Origin of the sequence: Legionella worsleiensis, from assembly GCF_001467535.1 — a bacterium.
Classification (GTDB): Bacteria; Pseudomonadota; Gammaproteobacteria; order Legionellales; family Legionellaceae; genus Legionella; species Legionella worsleiensis.
On sequence record NZ_LNZC01000012.1, the window covers coordinates 397,893 to 418,542 of the forward strand.

The window sequence follows — 20,650 nt, forward strand, 5'->3', positions numbered from 1 at the left end:
AGTGATCTTTGAACTAGACTTTAAATTACACGGCTTTTTCAAGGATGATTATTATGGCTGCTACGAAATCAAAAGTTGTAAACACCAACCAAAAATCCCAAAGCGCTCATGTTGCCGCTGCTGCCGAGGAGCTGCTTCATGAAGGGAAAAAGTTTGCTCGTGAAGTATATCATGAGGGAGTCAACAAAGTTGCGGATGCTGAAGAAACCGTTAAGGAATATTCTGATAAACTGGTACAGAAAATTCAGGAAAAACCGCTGACTTCAGTATTGGTCGCAGCAGGCGTGGGTATGCTGTTGGCTGCATTTTTTAAAAAATGATTACTTGGCTGCACCATTTGGAAGGGTACCTCACTGAGTACTTCAGTCTTGGAAAAACCTTTTTAAAACTCATCCGATATGAAACCAGGCTGGCTGGACAAAGTATCATCCCCCTGGTTTTAACTCTTTGTATGTTCTTTGTTATTCTGATTACCACCTGGTTTACCATGGCTGTCTTGTTTGGATGTGGTGTTTATGCCTTGTCGGGTAGTTTTGCGGTATCTTGTTCTGCGGTTTTGGTACTTAATCTCCTTATTTTATTTATTTTGATGCAGTACTTAACGTTTAATTTAAAAAATATGAGTTTTATCAATACCAGGGAATTTCTTTCTAATGCTGAGCTTAATAAACATGAACTTACGGAACCAGACGAAAAAAGAGATAGTGTTGATAACAAAACAATTAAAAATTCATCAACACCGATTACACCGGCATAAATCTTATTTAAGTAATACCCTGCATCAATACGGTATCTACTTTGCCGTTTTGTTGAGTCCTGCCGCATTTATTGCACTGAAATACCCTCAATCAAGGCGTTATTTTTATTTGGTGTTGAATGGTCTTTTATTTATAACACCACGTATTATGCACAACAATGTCAAAAAAAAAGATAACTTGCCCGCTATTTTAATACAACCATTGATTACTGGTATACTGACACTTTTAGTAAATATGTTGAAGCGCTAAAAGAAATAGAGTCAGATATTGATAAACTGCTTTTGTTATCATCTCCTGGCTATAGGTATTACCAGAGAGCAAAAAGCAAACCATAACCCTCTTGATATTTTGGGTAGCCTACTCCCGGGCTAGGTTCTGTTCGATACTTGGCTTGCTTTTTCTTCGGTACATCTCGATGGTTTATCAGCCTTTGCAGCGGCTCGTGAGCATATGTTCCATAGATAACTTGAATGATGAGGATCAGGATTTGGATGAGCCCTTGCAACTGTTTTTTGGTGTTTATTGGCTGTTTTGGCTTGATGCTCTAAAGTTTTGGGGTGCAGTGTTTGATTTGCTGTGCCTGATTGTTCTTTGATTTGTTCTATATCTTGGGGTTGTTGTAAGGGTTGTTTTTTAAAGCGATAGACATTAAACATAATGAGGCTCGCTTGTATTGCCATTAGAGCAACACCAACTGCTGGATTCAAGGTAATGCCCACTGCTACCAGTAATCCACCTGCAAGGAGTATTGCAGCTGTATTGTAGATAAGGCTAAAAAGCAAATTTTCTCTTATATTGGACACTGTTTGTTGAGAAACAGAAAACGTATTGATAATAGGCAATAAAGTATTCTTCTGAATAACTGCTCCGGCGTGTTGTTGGGTTAATTCATCACTGTCTTGAGAGAGTACTGCTATGCCCAGATCGCTTGCGGCTATAGCTGGGGCATCATTAGCTGCATCTCCTACCATTGCTACTTTGTGTCCTTTGCGTTGCAAAATTTTTAAATAAGCCGGTTTGGATTTATCTCCATCTACCAAAGATCTGGCCAGAGCATTTGCATGGATATGAGTAATTCCTAAGGCTTTTGCATAGCGAGCGGCAGTATGGTGATCCGCTCCAGTACATAAATGTACTGTTTTGCCCATCTCGGTCAATGTTTTGATGGTTTTGTATGAATCCTTGCGAAGCGGATCAGTGATGATGATGTATCCTAAGAGTTTTTTGTCTTGGGCTAGAAGTACAAGACTGTCTCCAGCTTCTAATTTTAGCGTTTTTTCCAGATGTGCGGTTGAAATCCCCATTTCGTTCATCAATGCAGGACTTCCTATTAAGTAGTGTTTATCGTTGATACTCCCCTGGATGCCTGAATGATGGGGAGATAGAGATTTTGTAGCCGTTAATTTTTTTATGGGATGTTTATTGCAAAAGGCATGAATTGATTTACCTACCGGATGACTTGAATCATCCTCCAAGGCGGAGCACAAGGCCAGAAAATCATCGCAGGTTACAGGTGCATTATCAAGCACTGCATAATGCTTTACTGCGGGAACTCCTTCAGTGAGCGTACCGTTTAAATCAAAGACTATGGTATCTATTTGTTCTGCTTCTTGCAGTACTTTGGAGTTTTTAAATGTTACTCCATGTTCTGCTGCTTTATGAATGCCGGTTTTTACTGCCAGCGGGATGATTAAACCCAGAGTACAAGGACAGGCTGAAACCAGAACGGATATCGCACATTGGATTGCAATTGCCGGAGGGAAGAATAGTCCTAAAATAATGCCCGAACTTATTGCCAGAGTTATCACCATGGGAACAAAATAGGAAAGAAGTTGACCTGTTTTTATTTCCAGAGGTGCTTTTTCGTGAATGGATTGTTCAATTCCTTCATCAAGACGGGCAAGGTATGATTGGGCAGCCGGCCTTGAAACACAAATGGTTAAGGGAGATGTATTTTCTGCCAGACGCATGCCGGCAAGGACTTTTTGCCCTTTGCGAGCATGTTGAGGCAATATTGCACCGGTGATGATGGTGGTGTAGATGCTGCTTTCATTCTCGCACTCTCCATCTAAAGGAATGATTTCGCCTGGCATGATGATGATGCGATCACCAGCCTTAATCTGCAGCAAGTCTGTTTCTTGTGCGTCTTCAGACAAAGCCAGCCGTACCGATTTGGGCGCTCTATCTTGAAAGCGTGATGATGAGATTTTTTCTTTGATGGTTTCCTCTATAGCAATGCCTATATGCCTGAACCCATAAATAAGTAATCCTGCTTCAAACATCATGGGAAGCCAGGGGACAAAAAATGCGGCAACAGAGACAATCATCACCGAAATGGTGCTAATAGCAAACAAGGTATCCATTGTTGGGCTTTGTAAGGTGATTAATTTTTTCCAAGCTTCATAATAAGAACGTGCCCCAAGTAATACAGTAAGTGCACTGCTTAAACAGGCAATAGGAATCATGGCGATTAGGGGTAATCCCCCCATGGTCAGGCTCAGTGCAAGTAATGCAATTCCTGAAATACATCCTAAAGCGCCAAGAAGCCAATGAGACTTGAGAATTTTTTTTCTTTGTTCGAACTGCGACGCAATAGTTTTTGCCGATATAGTCTCTGCATACTGAGCGTCTTCACAGGTATATTTTAAATCTTCTATATAACCTTTTATGCTATTCCACTTTTTTAAGTGTTGTTCAGCAGAAAGGTCTTCTTCATTAGTAAAAGTAATGGTGAGTTTTTTTGGATCAGGTTCTGTTACCTTCACATCAAAAGTTTCTATTTCCCCTAAATCCATTGCCTTTAAATAAGATTCTAATGTTGAACTACAACTGGTGCAGGTCATCCCGGAGACATAAAAAATATAGGGTTTGGGCATAACAGCTCACTTTTTTAAAAGTTAACGCATCTTTATGCGAATCGTTCCTTGTCAGATACGTTAAAGATTATTGCAAATTTTGTTTGGAATAATACCATATCAGCTATTTTTTGCACCCATGTTTTAGTGCATTTATAGTATGTTAAAAGAATATAAAACATTTCAGGGGATAATTAGTCTGTCTTCATTAAGCACAGGGTTCTGTGAATGCAGTGTAATTGTGATGCCATAGAGAGCATGTCCACATGACATGAGTTCAAAATCTCATCGTTTTTATAGGCAAAGGGTTTGGAGGATACCCCGGATAATCCGGGGAGTTTTGATGCAGTATTTTAATCTACTTGAGTTGTGTCCCTGATTATTGGGTTCCATCAGAATTGGTTGATTGAGCGTCACTACCTTGAGTACTGAAATCAGCAGAAGGTGCACCGGCTTTTAAATTCTGCATTAACATAATTGTATTGGTTAATAATATCCGCTCCTGCAACTGGCGATCCAGATACATTTGGTAATTGATTTCTGCCAGTAGTACGGCGATTTCTTTTTGAATAGTCGCCGTAGAGGCCGTATCCAATTGCTGCATCCATTGGGTTGGGAGTCCATCTTGCCCTGTTTGTGCTCTTGGGTTCAAGATTCGCCATGTTGCCATGTTAAATTCGCTTAATGCCTGACTTGAAACTACTGCCGAGCTGCCATCACCGGCAGAAGGCTGTTGTTGAGGCAGACGTCTGGACATGATGTAATATAAATTACTGAAGCCAACGGAGCTTTGGGCTGCGTAAACTCTGAGGCTGTTAAAATAATTACTAATGGTTGCTTGAGCTTGCATTTGTTGTGGATTGGGTGGATTTGCGTTGGCGTTGCTGGTTGCTAACTGGTATAAATCGCCATAGTCTTTCATTTTGGGTAATGAGGAAGGAGATACGAGGCCTGCGGCATAACGAATAAAATTGTTCGCAAGTTGAGCCTGAGTTTGAGCGCTTAATCCCGGGTTGCTTCCGGGCTGTGCAGAGGAAGAGCTCGTTCCTGATGAAGAAATTTGATCAGGGGAATACAGTAATGGCGCTATTAGCGAGTTACTGTTGAGCTGCGAGATAAATTTTTGATTGTAATCGTAGCTGAAGTATTCAGTGACTTTGGGAATGTAACCCGAAGTGTTAAAATTAACTTTATCCTGGTAGAGGTATTGGCAGTTTCCTTTATTCCATGCTGAGCCGTCATTATTCATACAGTACGAATAATCAGGAGTTCCCAGAATATTAAAAACTGCCTGACTTACGGGGTCAGGCAAGAACGAACCGCTGGTTGAACTTTGCTGATCCAGTAAAATAGAAGCAGTAACGCTGGTGTTGTCTGAGGATGAGCCATCGCCATAATTTTTGAAGGTCGTGTTAGCCAAATCGTTGACTCCTTTGGCTCCAGGAATAGATGTTGGCACAAATTGTTGCATGACCTGTCCCATCGCATTGACAGGAATGGCGCCAAAAAAAGTACTGAAAACATAATTCTGAAAAAGACTGGCATCCACCTCATTGAGTAATGCTGAGGTAAAATTGCTAGGGGGGGTAGGCGGGTTGTTGGTTGTGAGGTCAAAACCCATAAAACTTCCCAGATTTTTCAAGTAGGTGCTGACATCGCTGTTGTTATTATTTTGAGTGGGTACATCGAGAATATTATCGGTGGCTGTAACCACAATGGAATAACTACTCAGGCACAACAAAGTAACCAGTGAACATTTTGACAGTAACTTCATTATTCATCCCCTTCAAGTGCGCGTAGAACAAGTTTCAGGCGGTATTGACAAAAAACCCGTGATAATAATCGTAAACGTTCGAATATGATGTTTCTCTTGAGAAAGAAGCCGGCCGCATCATGTGCTCCCATGCTCGTCTCTTCAGCACGAATTAATACTCTTGACGCACTGCCTGGATGCACAGTATCAATCGCCTGCAATAAACGTAACCCTCTGCCTGACTTGATATTGCCAACGATTTGAATGAATTTTTCTTCTTCGGCCATGAGTCCCAGATCGATTTTTTCTATATCGTCGAGTTCTTTGCCCAGTTGCGTCATTGCTTCTTCAAATTCAGGATCGCCGTCTAGTGTCCAGTCCTCGACACTTTCCATAAAAGTAATCACTCTGTAAATCATGGGATCCAAATATTCAAACCAGTATTTAGCAGATGCTTCGTGACTGAGATCAGGCATTTTTTACTCTTTTTTTACGGTGATAAGTTGATGGACGAATCCACTACATACTACTATAGTATATTATGAAGGGTAAAAGTCCATTATTAATAAAGTAAAAAATATGAAAAAGAAATCAGGTACGCGAATAGGAAATATGTTCAGGCGAATTGTTAACATTCGCACTTGGTCTGACTGGGACAGAATGAACGCATTCACCCTTTATCTGATAAACGGCTTTAAGCGTTTGTTTATCAGCCAGAAGAATGTCGAAGTGGAATCTTTTGATTTGGCGGTTAACAAATTGAAGTTAACTGATGCTGAGTTGCAAGCCAAACAAAATGCCTTGTTTCGGTTGAGCATGGTGATGTTGACCGTTGCTGGACTGATTTTTTTCTATTCGGGATATCAACTTCTTTACGGCTCAATTAAGGCGGTTGTAGTAAGCTTGGTTGTTATGATGATCGCTTTGGTTTTGGCATTTCGCTATCATTTCTGGTACTTCCAAATAAAACATAAAAAATTGGGTTGCACTGTGATAGAGTGGTATAAACAAGGTATCCTGGGGGAGAACGAATGAATAAACTGGTTTTAACTGTTCTTTTATTCCTGTTTCCCGCTTTACTTTTCGCTGACGAATCCGGCTCTTTAAGTTTCGCTCCTCCGGCAACTGATTATTCCGTTATCTTTTTGGGCAATTTGTTCGGTGTGGTTGACGGTGTTTTGCATGGCACGGGCAGTCAAATCATGGGCACCATGTTTGGGGTGTTCAATGCTGCAGTATTGGCCTTAGGTGGTATTATTATCACTTACACCCTTTTGGTATCCACCATGAATACCGCCCATGAAGGGCAAATGCTTGGGCAAAAATGGTCTTCAATCTGGATTCCCTTGCGCTCTACTATGGGCTTGGCTTTATTAATTCCTAAAGCATCCGGTTATTGCATGATGCAAATTTTCGTCATGTGGGTCATTGTCCAGGGAATAGGCGCAGCCGATAAGGTTTGGGAGGCCGCCTTGGGTTATCTAAACCGGGGCGGGGTCATCATCCAGGCGCAGGCAAATCCGGCGGATGCTTTGACTGCATCATCAACAGGCGGCGTCTCTGATGGCGCCCTGACTATTCTTGCCGGTCAGGTGTGTATGTTGGGCTTGCAAAATAAACTGGAGGCACAAAGACAGAGTTATCTGCAATCTCAGGCCAATGATGTAGGGCCTTGTGCGGGTAATCCCTCTGAGGTGATGGACAATTTTTGTAAAACGGCAGTGCCTGACTTTTTAGGTACGGTTAATGCGGTCATTACTCAAAATAATAATCCAAGCGCCAACAGTTTTTCTTTACCAATGCCTAATTTTGATTCAACCTCTCCTTTCAATTTTTTAAACGGCATCTGTGGAACCATTACCTGGAATAGTTTAAACAGTACTATTGATCCCAATCAAACGATGACGAAAACAAACAAAAAAGGCAATACCAATGAAATACCGAATCTCTATCAACAATTAACTCCCTCTCAGCTTGAAACAGCACAAATGTCCCGAGCTATAGCAATTCAGCAAATGTACATCACCTTGTCTTCTATCGCCCAGATCATTATTAATAATGACCCTGATTTTTCCAATACCAATACTGGAACGACAACGACTAATTTTTCACCAATAGCCAAGCAGCAATTTGGTGTACCTTTTACGGCTCAAGGGCAGATTTGTAGTGATTATTCGCAAGTCTGTGTGATTTGGGGGCCTGTCCCAACCCCTACAGGGACGAATTCCAGTGTTTTGTTTAACGGAACGGAATTTTTGGGCGCTATTTCTGATTACAACGCAGTCATGATGCCTACGTTAAACCTGATTAATCAGGCCAACAACAACAGCAACAGTAATACATCCCGTGATTTCATTACCCAAGCAGCCAATCAGGGTTGGATTATGGCTGGCTCGTATTTCTTTGATTTGGTGCAATTGAATGGAAATGCGGTAACAAGTGCGAATCAGTTTGATACCAATACTGGCTTAAATACCAGTACCTTTGATCCAACAAATCTGGTATCCAGCTTCACTTCTAACAACAGTTGTTCCGGTCAATATTCGTTATTGTGTACCTGGTTTCAAGGTGATAAAACCCCTTTGGATAAGGTGCAATCAATCATCAACGGTGCCTCTTTAGATGATATGGTTTCCAAGCCAAGCATGAAAGATGATGCAAAGCGCCCGGTAGTCGGTAATCAGCAGTCATCAACAGTATACGGCTTTATCAATAACTCCGTGATGGTGCAATTACCAGGGCAACCCGGAATTGCTCAACCGCAGTTTGCCAATATGATAGATTTCAGTATCTCTACGGAGCAATATTACTTACCCAAAGGAGATTTTGATTGCGGTCGAGTCCGAATTCTCTTTTTCACCTTCTGTCTGGGAAGAATGTTTGGTGATCTCTTCTACAACGTCATATTCAGGAACTTGTATAACACGCTTTTGAAAATGTTCTCCCAGATCATCAATCAAGTGATCATGGCCTTTTTGATGGTTCCGCTGCAAGGAATGAGTCTTATCTTTAAAGCAGGATTGAATACGGTGTCGCAACCGGGAGTAAACCCCATTGTGGCTCTGGCGAATATGGGTGTGATGTACATAAACTTCTCGGCTAACTTATGGCTTATGCTCATAGATATAGCGGTGAGCAGCTCGTTAATATTTCCTTTCGGGTTGTTTATATACGCTTTAATCGGCTTATCTCTGCCGCTACTTATGGCATGGGTGGGTACTATGGTTGCCGTAGGGTTTGTTACTGCGTATTACATTCCTGTCTTGCCGTATATGATTTTCACTTTTGGTTCCATAGCCTGGCTTATTGCCGTAATTGAAGCGATGGTCGCAGCGCCCATTGTTGCTTTGGGTGTGACTCACCCCGAGGGACATGATGCGTTCGGTAAAGGTGAAGCTGCTATTATGATTCTGATGAACGTGTTTTTAAGGCCGTCCATGATGATCATCGGATATATCAGCGCAATTGCTTTGTCTTATGTCGGGGTATGGATATTGAATGCAGGGTTTGATCATGCCATTTCCTTCATCCAGACAGGCAGCTATACTCTCGATACATCCGGCTCCAATTTTGGTGGCTTCGAGATGGCCAAGAACGCACCGCCTCAGCAAGCATCGGGAACGGGAGGGTATACAGACTGGGCGGGAGTGTACGCTTATTTCTTCTCCATATTAATATACACCACCATGTACCTCATTATGGTGCAAAAAGCATTTTCGCTCATCGCTTATTTGCCCGATAAAGTGTTACGCTGGATAAGTGGTTCACCTGAAAGTCTGGGGCAGGACGCTGCTGGCTGGGGTGAAGAGCTTAAAGCAGGGGTTAAGGCTGGTGCTGAGCAAACCCAAGGGGCACAGTCACAAATGGGACAAAAAATGGGGGCTATAGCCGGTAAACGAGTTGGTGAAATGGGCTCCTCCATCAAGAGCGCTCTTCAATCCGGAGGCGAAGCTTCAGCAAGTGGCAGTAAATCTGGTGAGGATGGTGGCTCCAGCAGTAAATCTCCAGGCGGTGGAGTTGGTGCCGAGTAATAACCCTCCAAATAGGGCAGCAACAGTTTAACGAATTCCGTTGCTGCCTGTTTCTATCTGATTTTCAAATTCTAATTGAATGCAGATGAATAGTTTCCCCTTTTTTTAACAGGGTTTATTTTTTTTTGATAAGATAAAACGTGATAATAAGTAACGAAATAAAGTACAAAGACGGTACTACAGAATGCAGGGGATTTATTGCCTACGACAGCAGTTTGTCTCATCCACTGCCTGCGGTTATGGTGGTGCATGACTGGGTTGGCCGAAGCGAACGGATGTGCACTAAGGCAGAAGAACTGGCTGCAATGGGTTATGTCGGCTTTGCTGTCGATATGTATGGCGATGCCAGAACCGGGGCTGACAAAACGGCACGCAGAGCATTAATGGCGCCCTTGATGCAGGACAGAAGAATACTGCTGTCCCGTATTATGGCCGCAGTTCAGTTTTTAAATCAGTTCGCTTGTGCCGATAAAGCAAAAATTGCCGCTATTGGCTATTGTTTTGGGGGATTATGTGTTCTGGATTTGGCTCGCTCCCTTGCCGCAATCAAAGGCGTGGTCAGTTTTCATGGGTTGCTTCATCCTCCAAAACATGTGCCTCAGGAACCAATTAAGAGCAAAATTCTGGTGTTGCACGGTTATGATGATCCTTTGGTACCACCAGAACAGGTTCAACAATTTGCAGATGAAATGAATCAACGAAAAGCCGATTGGCAAATTCACATGTATGGCCATACCCAACATTCATTCACTAACCCTGAGGCTCATGATGATGAGATGGGATTGCATTATAACGAACGCGCCGATCATCGCTCCTGGACAACGACATTAACGTTTTTACGAGAGCTTTTTGCTTGATTTATTGAGGTCACAGCGGGGGCGCACCTCATTAAGTCAGGCTCTTTAGAGCTTTAGTAAAGTCTGCGCATTAAGATGCATGAGTTCTTTTATTCTTTGCTCGGATAATTGCCATTGAGCAAACAAATTTATTGAATAATTAACCCATGGTTTTATATCCATTTGCTCTGTTTGCCCCAGATCAGAACTGTAGAGTACTCTGGGTAATGAGCGGAGTATTTCATGTACCTCGTCTTTATCTTGATAACCTAATAAACAGGTTAGTGCGGTTTGTTCTATCCAGATAAAGTCGTTTTGTGCTAACTCTCTTAATTGCGCTGTATGCAGGTTGGTCAGTGGATTTGCGGGTTGGTTAAGTAATAAAGCACCCACGTTATATTGGATGCACGCATTAACTAATGCGTAGACTTCATCTGCTGAGGCATGTCCGGTTGATAACACAATGGGGTAATCTTTAGCCATTTTTAACACATCAATGACCTCTTTTTTTAGTTGATTGTGTTCATTAAAAACGGTTTCAGGCTGCAAACTGTTGGGTGCTAATTGTGGATGAGCGAGTGTTCGTGCCAGTCGAGATTTTATTTTTCTTCCCGTGATGGTTGGGAAATCAACGATCATTCGTGCGGGTATTAAGGGCTGATATTCACTTAATGCATGCATGACCACACGATAATTAATTCCACCCGTATTATGATTTAACACCAGTGAAGGCAGAACAGGTAGCCCTAATTTTTGCGCCAGGGTTGCTTGAATGGAGGTCGCACCAAGATGGCTTTTTAAAACGACAACTCCATGACAGTCTTGATATATTCTTCCAGCGTCCAGCGCATCCCAACGCCTTAGGTACAGATCAGGGTCGGCATGATAATGAATATCGATAAAATCATAAGCATCAAGATCGAGCACAATAGCTTCTTATTTTTTGGGGCTTAACCAGGGTTGATCGTAATGATACGTGATTCGTGCCTGTTTTAAAGTAGAGCCTGATTGAACGGCAGACTTTATTTTATTTTCGGTCACTCTGATATTGCTTGCTTTATCAAGTATCTCTGTCAGGTTATTTCTCGGAATGACCAGAACGCCATTATCATCTGCAACAATAATATCGCCAGGATTAATGAGTATGTTGTTAATATGAAGAGGGCATTGCTCATCAGCTTTATGGACCCGGTTCTTACCAGAGCGCATAAACACAGCACTACAAAACAGGGGGTATGCAAGGCTTCGAATTGTTTGCACATCACGTACGGCGCCATGTACCACCGTCCCGGCTATTTTATTTTGCAGTGCAACCTGAGTAAGAATATCACCCCATACCGTACAGTCATCATGGCCCTGATTATCAATAACAAGGACTGAATGGGAGGGAACATTATCGATATATTGTGCCGCATTTTGAAATGTTGATGATTTTGTTTCGTTGGCTTTATATTGAATGGTATAAGCAGGCCCAACCAGTTTTAATCCCGGTGTTAAGGGTTTTATATGCAATAATGCTCCTTCAATGCCACAGGCATCAAGCGCATCTGATAGTTCGGCGGTGCTGAATTCTTTAATTTTATCCAGATCTGTGGATAATGGCGCTGTATCTTTTGGGGTAAAGGCTACGTTGTTGCATGGTGCATCCATGAGCACATAGCGATCAATAATGGCTTTAGCCATATCCTTAGTCGTGCTTGTTCCGCCCAGGTCATAAGTAATAAACTGCTTTTCACGAACAATTGCAGCGACGGCCTCTCGGATAGTTTTTGCCTGTGTTGTAAAACCAAAATGATTCAGCAGCATGGATAGGGTCAAAAACATAGCGCAAGGATTTGCACTATGGGGTTTCATACGAGGCCCGCTGCCATGAACAGGTTCAAAGTAGCTGCCTTTTAACCCTATATTAGCACTGGGAGCAAACCCTAAACCGCCCATTACTCCTGCGCCAACATCAGACAAAATATCGCCAAACATGTTTTCAGCAACAATGACGCCCAATTCTTCAGGGCTAGTGATCATCCATAATGCCACGGCATCCACATTTAAAATATCGGCATGGATATGAGGGTAGTTATTGGCAATACCCTCAAAAAGTTCCAGGGCAAAAGGACTGCTTTGTCTTAAGACATTGGGTTTATCTGCAAACGTAACTCGAGTAAAGCCTTGAGTTGAGGCGTAATCAAAAGCAAACTGTATTAACCGAACAAGTCCGGATTTTGATTGCAGTCTTAAGGTACAACTGATTTCATCTCGGGGAATAGTTCGCCAGTGCTCGTTTTCGTGAATTAGTTTGCTCAGCGGCTCAGGCAAAGGATAATAATCAAATCCGGCATAAAGACCTTCAGTATTTTCTCTAATGACGCAAAAATTAAATTGCTTTTCTGTATTTTTTAGCGAAAAACAAGGTCTGATATTTGCAAATAAATCCAGTTGTTGTCTTAATTGAATGATGGGTGAGCAATAATGCGGTGTTTCTTTTTGTAATTCGGGCGCCAGTTCTGCTAAGGCTTCTCTTGTGGGTTTGCTGGTAGTCGCTCCTAATAAGGCGGTATCCGAATCGGATATGAGTTTCCAGGTTCTTGCCGGAATTGGTGTGCCTTCTTTTTTCCAGTAAGACCATCCTATGTCGCCAAAATGCAATTGTATCGGAAGCTGTAATGCGTCAAACAAAGGAAGCACGGCATGCGTCACTTCTGCCCCTATTCCATCGCCAGGTAACACCGCTATATTCAGAATTTTATTGCTCGGCATGACGTAATGCCTCCCAAAGTACTTTTTGACAATAGTGTGGATTATCTCGTAATACCCTCATTCCGGCTGCGGGTACCTGCAGCAAAGTCCCTGTTTGCGGTGGAACAACGTTATCTGTGTTCACTAAATGAGAATGCGCACCAATAAGATGCAGGTGGTTGACTGTACATGATGAGACTATGGCTGTTGAATCCGTAGCCAAAACACGTTGTAAACCGTAAATCACCCTATCAATAGCCACGGTGTTATCCAGTTGATGAAGAGAGTATTCCGGGATGGCATTAGGGTAATAAACGTGTTGGTAGAGGGTATTAAGTGCTAAATCCAGCTGATTGTTTTTACATTGAGTGATCACTTTTTCAAGGGTATTTTTGAGGGTAATGTCAGCAAATGTTGGTGTGGAGAACAGTACTATGGGTTTTTTAACCCCGGCAAATAGCGAAAAACATTGTTGCAGGATGACGCCACCAAAAGAAAAGCCAAAAAAAGCATCATAGTTTGGAATATATGCCTCTAACTTTTGTGCCCACAATGAATAAAAAGAAGATAAGGGGATGTCTTCCATAATACTTAGCGAATCCAGAGGATGAATAGCGTATTCATCAGCAAGAAAGGTCAATGGGCTGACCACCAAATCGATGTAGGATGGGTGGGGGGTGTCTGGAGTTAGAACCAGTATTTTCTTTTTTTTCATGATGCTCTCATGGGTGAATTATTAAACAGTCAGTAAGCAGTGAACGATCACTGATACCTACTAGCGACCCGGCTCAGTTTTTGGCGGCAGCGCTTTAAGATCAGCTGTTGAATAATCGGAAATTCCCCTGATAAATTCATCCATTTCAATCGCTTCATGGCCAATATTGAGCGCATCTCTGACGTAGTTTGAGGCAGTGAGTGCGGCGTGTAAATCATATTTCTGTACTTTATTAGCATGCAGGCAGGCGATAAAAAATTCGGTTTTCAGATTTCCCGTACCTTTTCCCATACCGGCAAGAGAGGCATCTATGAACTCTACTCCCGCATCAAGCGCTGCCAAAGCGTTGGATTGAGCCAAGCCTATATTATCATGGGCATGAAACCCAAAGGGAATGGAATAATTAGTGGTATACCGTTCATAAATGGCTTTAATGCGCTGCGGTAAGATACTGCCGTTTGAATCTGCAAAATAGATCACGTCCGGTTTATGGCGACAAACTTGTTCAACAACCTCATCAAGTTCTTCATCAGTGTAATAGGTCATATGAATGAAATTGACTGATACCATTAATTTTAATTTTTGCGCCAGTTTAATTACTGGAACAGCTTCAGCCAATTTATTTTTAGCGATGCAGATTCTCAACATTCCTACACCGCAATTTTTTAATTCCAATAAATCATTTTCATTAATGTTATTGGGGTGAGCCATAACGGCAATTGTTGATTTTTTAATTAAAGACTGACAAAAAAGAAGATAATCTCTATCGGTAATCCCAGCCCTGCCAATATTCTTTATGGGATGTAAAGAGCCATTGCGGTATCCAATTTCTATAAATTCTATACCCGTATTATCCAGAGGCTGTAAAATGCCTCGTAACTGCTCATCCGAAAAATGGAAATTGGTTCTATGTCCTCCATCCCTTAAGGATGCATCTAAAAGCTGAACTGAGTTCATTGCGTTACCTCTATTACATCTTGCGGTTTTATTTTCATTCCTACTCTTTTAATTATAGTACTTATGCATTCAATAAACTCGAAAACCTGGGCGAGGCTTATAAAAAAACAGTTTTATTATAAATCGTGCCGTCATGGAGTATTGTTATTCAAATCGCTAACCAAAACACTAATGCCATAATCAAACACACAGTAATTGACCGGAAATAAAATGATGTGGGTTTATGGGTAAAGAGTGCATGTAAATAGCTCAAGGGATGGCGGTAAATGAATGAACGCATGATGGTTTTAGTGACCCATTGTGGCTTGCCTGCTAATGGAAGTTCATGTATCCGTATACTGGGTCTATGATTTACCTCAATGATTACCCCGTGAGATTGGGTTATTGGAATATTGAGATCCAGGCATTCAACATCGATTCCTGCAAGATCCAAATTTAATACGGACGCTACTTTGCTCAGCAATTTACGGTTTTCCTTACACATGTGTTTTCCAAGAGTTTCATAGGTACCTCCTCGGGTTGCGTTAGAGGTATAAGCCAAGATAACCCGCTCGCCTAAAGACGGTACATAATCTGGAGTTAATCCCAGTTCTTTTAATTTGATTTTGCCTTCATCATCCAGAACAATAGGACCTAAAAAATCATTGATTATTTTGCGTTGTTTGTTGGTCAAATGAATTAATTGTTCAATAGTATGTGTGCCGTCTCCTGTAATACTTGCAGGATATCGTTGCACTACGCCTATTACTCGTCGATTAAAAACCAGGACTCTGTAAGAGTTCAATTTTCCGTGAAATTCTTCGATTAATAAATACTCATAAACTGAAAGATAGTGTTTTAAAAAATGCAGGAGCTGGTCTAAGGTTTTGATATTGCATAATACATCTTTACCTTTAGAGCCATCTAATAAAGGCTTTAGGACTAAAGGAAATTTTAAGCCCTGAATCAGCTCGCCGGTTTTATGGTTGTGAAAATCGTCACTATGAATAATAACGGATCGGGGAACAGGGATCCCTGCGTGTTCCAGTATTTTGCTGGTACAATACTTATTCGTCGCAATGCTGGAACTGCTAATGTTATTAAACGGATTTTCACTCTCCCTGAACAAATAATGACGAGATCCCAGGATGACCTCAAAACCATTAATTTCGTTTATTGGCTTTACAGGAAGAAATAAAGTTTTGGCGGTTTTATAATAACGTTCAGCGTTTTTGTCTATGGCAGCATCTCAACAGTAATGGACAGGAACGAGATACAGAAGTTGAGTTTTAGATTATAAACTCCAAAAAGCAGTTCCAAGTCCATATGGTTTATGTATGGAGTTATCTTATCATAATTCATTCATTGCAATCGACTGTATCGAGATGAGTGCAGGGTAAACGCATCTAAACGTATTATCTAAGACCAAGACGCCTACGTTCTGCGCTTTATGCGCAGAATCCAGATCTTTGCCTGCACTAAGATCGCATGGATCCTGCGCATAAAGCGCAGGACGTAGGCAAAAGGGTGGAGATTTATGTTCATAATTTAGATGCGTTTGCCCTGGAGATGAGTGTCTCTGGCATTTATGGTTTATTTAGTCACCGCAGTGATGCGCTTTGCTGTATCCTTCCTTCAATCGCTGCGGTGAACGGTTGCGGTAATTTTTTAATGTAATTAAGCACCGTATCTCTATCACTTTCGCCCTCCTGGATATGAGTTGCTCTTCGCATCACAGAAAAAACCCCACCGCCAGTAGCCAGGAAATTATTGGTGGCAATACTGTAGATTTTATTTTTTTGCAGAGGTTTATTGTGATGCAGCAGACTAGTTATTCTGTGCCCTACAGGTTTGGCGGGATCATAAATACAGGTCAGCCCTGAGATTTGCAGAATGTTGTCATACGATCCCATCCATTGTTGTTCCAAAAGATCATAGAGATCCTGCCCGGTGAGCGTTACTTTGACCACGCCGTTTCCAAAAGGAAGGACCGCATAAATATGCCCCCAATTGACCGTTCCTTGCGGCAGATCATCACGCATACTGCTTGGATTGGTCATTCCTATATCGGCATTCATTTCCGTTTTAAACGCATCGGCTATTAAGTTACCCAAGCCCGATTCTCCAGCAGTGTTTTGATTTCTTGATATATTATTTTGAGCGACTCCTACAAAACCAGAAACAATAGGCTCTACCGCATCTTCGGCCAGTTTCACTAATTGGAGCGCTGTCGTATCGGGATGGGTTCCTGGGTATTTTTGGGCGTGGGTTGTAATGATTCTGGCGGTTTTGTGACGTACTTTATGCGTTATTGCATCCACCTGCAAAGTCACTTCTGCAAAAGCAACACTGTAGCTGTGAGCCTGAGTGACCAGAATGTTGACTCCATTACGATTAGGGATGTAGGCATTAAGAAACTGATGAGTATGTCCTGCCATAACCACATCGACATCATCATCTAATTGGTGTATCACCTCGTTAATTGCACCAGTAACATCAGAATGAGTTTGGGTATCTCCTGCATAGGGAATCTGGTTGCCTCCTTCATGAATGAGAACAACCACAATCTCTGCGCCCTGAGCCTTCATTTCGGGAAGATAGTGATTAATGGTTTTGGCCTCATCTAAAAATTGAATTCCTTTGGCATTATCGGGAAACATGGAGTCGGGGGCATTTTTTAACAGGGCACCGATAAATCCAATATGAATGCCATTAATTTCTTTAATGACATAGGGTGGAAATAAGGTTTTTTTGGTACGTTCATCAACAATATTCGCAGAAATATAGGGATAAGCTGCTCCTGGATAATTAGGTAAGGAGATCCAATGGTTCGTTGGCGGATTATCAGTACCGTAGATTAAATCAAACAGTGCTTTTTGACCTTTATCAAATTCATGATTACCAACCGTAGCAACGACGTTACATAAAGGATTCATCCTGTCTTTGGTATTGCAATGGGTGTTACCTAAAGTATTAGTAAATAAAATGGTAGGTTCATCATGAAGCAAACCAGAAGAAGGAGGAGATGCACCGACCTGATCGCCCATTATCGTAATTATTGTTCTGTCTTCCATACCCGATTGAGCTTCTTTGATGTATGCCGCAAGCACCGCTGCTCCGCCTACCGGTTCGTTTTTAACACGTCTTCCTGTACTGATTTGACCATGAAAATCATTAATTCCTAATAGTTTGATACTGATTAATGTTGATGTTTCTAAAGATTGAGTTGCCGTTGCGTAAGTATGAATAGAAGTGAATATACTAAAAAATAAAATCAGTATGTGAAAAAACTGGGTAAAAAACATGATTTAATCATCCTTCGCTTTATCTGCACGTCCCTATGTTTTGCAGAGGGTAACAAAAGCGAAAGAAAAATACGACCCAATATGATAAAAGTCTTGTGTGATGGAGGATAGACAGAGCAAAACTCATGCAAGATAAAATGGATCGCTCAATTACTGTTGGTATTCTTTAGCTCCGGCAATGATCAGCTTATAAACTCGCTCACTGATAATACCTTGTTCAAATTTTGCTTTAGCGTCCCAGGTCATCAGTTGTCCTTTTTGCCTTACCAGTTTACGGGTGGCAGAAGTCACATCATTGGGATCTCCCTCAAGAAGAATGTCTCTGACTTCTTCATCAAAAACCAGATATTCTCTTAATGCAACCCGTTTATCATCAACGGTTGGAACCAGTTTTTGCCAAATACACAACCTGATGGTTTCCAGAATATCAATAGTTCTTCCTAACCGTTCTTCACCTGAAAACGAGGTTACCAGACGACGCATGGTTTCTGCGACTCCTGAAGTATGCAAGGTGGTATAAACTGGGTGTCCAGTCAGAGCGGCCTCTAGTGCAGCACTTATTGTCTCCGCATCACGACACTCTCCAACCATAATTAAACGGGGTTTTCTTCTTAGTGCATTTCTAACGCCATCCGCAAAGCTGGGTAGATGGCGGGGAATTTCTGATTGGCTAACTACAGAGGATATGGTTTCAATTTCATCATAAACGAATTCAATTGGTGATTCGTAAGTCAGTACCTTACGGTTGGAATCCGCAGTCTCAATTAATTCACGAATGATTGAAGCCAATAGTGTTGATTTTCCAGAGCCCGTTGCTCCGGTAATAAACACAATACCTTCCTGGGGCGCAATTGCTTCAAGTATAGAATCTGGAAGATTCATGCTGCTCAGATTAGGGGGCGTAGTTGGAATAGTTCTTAAAGTCAGCTGAATGGCATCATGTCCCTCAACCAAACAGGCAGTACCATTAACCCTGTAGCGGTAACGAACGCCACGGTTTGGGCGAAATTCGTAATGGGTGTCTATGTCTTTGCCTGATAACAGTTGAGTAGTCGCATTGGGGCCATAGATGGCGTTAATCAAGTCGCCTAATTCGGTGTTTGATAAGCGTCTGTTCGTTATGCGGAGTAATTTCCCATAAACTTCCGCATAAATGGGTTCACCAGTTTGAATGGTAATATCCGATGCGTTCAAACGCTCCGCATGCTCCAGCATTCTGTCCATAAACACTGGGGTAAAGCGGGTCGGTTCGTCAGGCATTAAATTGATGTTAGTCATAATTTATCATTAATTAACTGGTGCTATGGTGGGCTGCCAGGATTTATTCGTTATGATAATTTTAGACTGACTGGCAATTTTTTCCATATTTTTAAACTGTTCCAGCGCATTTTCATCTTTGGCAACGGCGGCTTTCCATTCGTTACTGTTCACATTCAGTGCTGGCAATGCAGTAATTCTTAAGACTCGGTCATCAATATGGATTTCAGAACCATCGCCGGTGACGCCCAGATCCGTGTGAGATACGTAAGGAGGGGTTACCATGTTCATGGCGAGCAGTTTTCTGTAGAGGATCATGCCACCAAAATCTTCTTTGATTCTGGCAATGTTTTCCTCAAGAATGGTATTGGCTTGTTCTATACCATTTTTCCATCCTTTTGCAGTATAAATGCACCATAATTCTTTCTCTGCTTTGGTTTTAGGGAGCAATGTAGAATTGGGTGCTTCAGGTTTCACATAGTCCATCCATAAATACTGACGCCAGGTAGGCGGAGTGGTGATGAAGTGTGCCTGTTTGGATACTTTATAGGTTCTGTCTGAAACCCTTATGCTTTGTGCATCAGCCAGGTTCAGGGTGTTTCTGCCTTCAAGCAGTACAGGTGGCAATATATTATGTTCGAGAACCAGAGAATTAAAATCATAAATGGTATCCAGATTTCTTGCTTGTTTTGTTAAATCCTCGTCAATGATTTTTGCTCGCCAGGCTAATCCCGCTTGGGCACCGAGACTTAAGGCAACGTCCTTAAGAGCCATTTCGCGGATTTTACTCATCTTTTTCTTGGACTGAACTCGAGTGTACTGAGAGTTGGCCATGGATTGAATCCCTGCTAACGAGCCTGTATCGCCCATATTAGTACGGGATGAAGTACAGGAAATCAGCAAGGCTGATACTAAGATAGTGACACTAGGAATAAATTTTGGCATAGCGCAATTCAACAACCTGACTGTTAGGATATACATGAATATTGGCTTTTTTACCTGCCTGGTAGTCAATATTACGAAGTAATTCTGCCAAGCTTACGTCTTTTAAGCTTAGGCTTATTAATACTGGAACTGCCGGAACCTGCCCGAGCACACGCAATTTAAAATGAGCGGCTTTGGCAACTCGAGCAGTGAGCTCTTCAATAGGGCCTGACCAGTCCACACTGGCTCTGGCTTGCATGTTATACGCATTGGGTATGGTGAGTGTGTTGTCTTTACCGGGCGGGGTAATTACTTTTTCAATTCGCGCCATTTCCAGCATTGAATCGCTAACCGATACGGCTGCTTCTGCCAGTTTGATCGTGGCATCATCGCTGGGATTATTCACCGGCGGTTTTCTCAATGTACCGGCACAGCCTGTAAGCATGGCTGCCGCAATAAACATAATGACAATTTTATTGTTCATTTAATGTTCTTTAATGTCTAGGAGTATTGGTTTGATTGAAACAGGAGCCAAGCTCCTTGTCAA

17 protein-coding genes are annotated in these 20,650 nt (G+C 41.9%); 5 read left to right on the plus strand and 12 right to left on the minus strand.

The features are described 5' to 3' along the window. The first annotated feature begins 53 nt into the window (after positions 1 to 53). Positions 54 to 320 carry a hypothetical protein gene (locus tag Lwor_RS07675; protein WP_058493290.1) on the plus strand — a complete coding sequence of 89 codons (267 nt, stop codon included), beginning with the start codon at positions 54 to 56 and terminating at the stop codon, positions 318 to 320. Next, a complete protein-coding gene (locus Lwor_RS07680) occupies positions 317 to 757 on the plus strand; it encodes a hypothetical protein (RefSeq protein WP_058493291.1) in 441 nt (146 codons plus the stop codon). The genes Lwor_RS07675 and Lwor_RS07680 overlap by 4 nt, the downstream gene beginning before the upstream one ends. Positions 758 to 1,126: 369 nt before the next feature. Here Lwor_RS07680 and Lwor_RS07690 read toward each other — a convergent pair whose 3' ends face one another. The 3 genes from Lwor_RS07690 to icmW all read right to left on the minus strand — a co-directional run bounded on the left by Lwor_RS07690 (position 1,127) and on the right by icmW (position 5,842). Beyond that, positions 1,127 to 3,634, minus strand: coding sequence for a heavy metal translocating P-type ATPase (locus Lwor_RS07690; protein ID WP_058493293.1), 2,508 nt, complete (start codon positions 3,632 to 3,634; stop codon positions 1,127 to 1,129). A 358-nt stretch (positions 3,635 to 3,992) separates the two neighbouring features. After that, entirely contained in the window at positions 3,993 to 5,387 is a 1,395-nt protein-coding gene (gene icmX / locus Lwor_RS07695) for a type IVB secretion system protein IcmX (RefSeq protein ID WP_058493294.1), read from the minus strand. Then, positions 5,387 to 5,842, minus strand: a complete 456-nt coding sequence (gene icmW / locus Lwor_RS07700; protein ID WP_058493295.1) for a type IVB secretion system protein IcmW — start codon at positions 5,840 to 5,842, stop codon at positions 5,387 to 5,389. Before icmW ends, icmX begins: the two co-directional genes overlap by 1 nt. Before the next feature lie 103 nt (positions 5,843 to 5,945). Here icmW and icmV point away from each other — a divergent pair, with 103 nt between their 5' ends. The 3 genes from icmV to Lwor_RS07715 all read left to right on the plus strand — a co-directional run bounded on the left by icmV (position 5,946) and on the right by Lwor_RS07715 (position 10,254). Beyond that, positions 5,946 to 6,401: a type IVB secretion system protein IcmV gene (icmV, locus tag Lwor_RS07705; RefSeq protein ID WP_058493296.1), complete on the plus strand. Its 456-nt coding sequence runs from the start codon at positions 5,946 to 5,948 to the stop codon at positions 6,399 to 6,401. Continuing rightward, positions 6,398 to 9,397, plus strand: coding sequence for a type IVB secretion system protein DotA (dotA, locus tag Lwor_RS07710; protein WP_058493297.1), 3,000 nt, complete (start codon positions 6,398 to 6,400; stop codon positions 9,395 to 9,397). Before icmV ends, dotA begins: the two co-directional genes overlap by 4 nt. Positions 9,398 to 9,537: 140 nt before the next feature. Continuing rightward, a complete protein-coding gene (locus tag Lwor_RS07715; RefSeq protein ID WP_058493298.1) occupies positions 9,538 to 10,254 on the plus strand; it encodes a dienelactone hydrolase family protein in 717 nt (238 codons plus the stop codon). A gap of 45 nt (positions 10,255 to 10,299) precedes the next feature. On the opposite strand, the gene Lwor_RS07720 is transcribed toward Lwor_RS07715, so the two are convergent. The 9 genes from Lwor_RS07720 to dotD form a co-directional block, all read right to left on the minus strand. Beyond that, the gene (locus Lwor_RS07720) at positions 10,300 to 11,160 is read right to left on the minus strand and encodes a DUF6282 family protein (protein WP_058493299.1); all 861 of its coding nucleotides are present in this window, start codon (positions 11,158 to 11,160) and stop codon (positions 10,300 to 10,302) included. A 9-nt stretch (positions 11,161 to 11,169) separates the two neighbouring features. After that, a complete protein-coding gene (locus tag Lwor_RS07725) occupies positions 11,170 to 12,987 on the minus strand; it encodes an isocitrate/isopropylmalate family dehydrogenase (RefSeq protein ID WP_058493300.1) in 1,818 nt (605 codons plus the stop codon). Further along, the gene (locus tag Lwor_RS07730) at positions 12,974 to 13,681 is read right to left on the minus strand and encodes a hypothetical protein (RefSeq protein WP_058493301.1); all 708 of its coding nucleotides are present in this window, start codon (positions 13,679 to 13,681) and stop codon (positions 12,974 to 12,976) included. Before Lwor_RS07730 ends, Lwor_RS07725 begins: the two co-directional genes overlap by 14 nt. A gap of 60 nt (positions 13,682 to 13,741) precedes the next feature. Beyond that, positions 13,742 to 14,638, minus strand: coding sequence for a beta/alpha barrel domain-containing protein (locus tag Lwor_RS07735; RefSeq protein ID WP_058493302.1), 897 nt, complete (start codon positions 14,636 to 14,638; stop codon positions 13,742 to 13,744). Between the two features lie 148 nt (positions 14,639 to 14,786). Beyond that, a complete protein-coding gene (locus Lwor_RS07740; protein ID WP_238584635.1) occupies positions 14,787 to 15,746 on the minus strand; it encodes a UDP-N-acetylmuramyl peptide synthase in 960 nt (319 codons plus the stop codon). A 472-nt stretch (positions 15,747 to 16,218) separates the two neighbouring features. Beyond that, a complete protein-coding gene (locus Lwor_RS07745; RefSeq protein WP_115091003.1) occupies positions 16,219 to 17,922 on the minus strand; it encodes a bifunctional metallophosphatase/5'-nucleotidase in 1,704 nt (567 codons plus the stop codon). A 150-nt stretch (positions 17,923 to 18,072) separates the two neighbouring features. Then, a complete protein-coding gene (gene dotB, locus Lwor_RS07750; RefSeq protein WP_058493382.1) occupies positions 18,073 to 19,182 on the minus strand; it encodes a Dot/Icm type IV secretion system ATPase DotB in 1,110 nt (369 codons plus the stop codon). A 27-nt stretch (positions 19,183 to 19,209) separates the two neighbouring features. Next, a complete protein-coding gene (locus tag Lwor_RS07755; protein WP_058493305.1) occupies positions 19,210 to 20,124 on the minus strand; it encodes a type IV secretion system DotC family protein in 915 nt (304 codons plus the stop codon). Then, positions 20,105 to 20,587 carry a type IVB secretion system lipoprotein DotD gene (dotD, locus tag Lwor_RS07760; protein ID WP_058493306.1) on the minus strand — a complete coding sequence of 161 codons (483 nt, stop codon included), beginning with the start codon at positions 20,585 to 20,587 and terminating at the stop codon, positions 20,105 to 20,107. The genes Lwor_RS07755 and dotD overlap by 20 nt, the downstream gene beginning before the upstream one ends. Between the last annotated feature and the right edge of the window lie 63 nt (positions 20,588 to 20,650).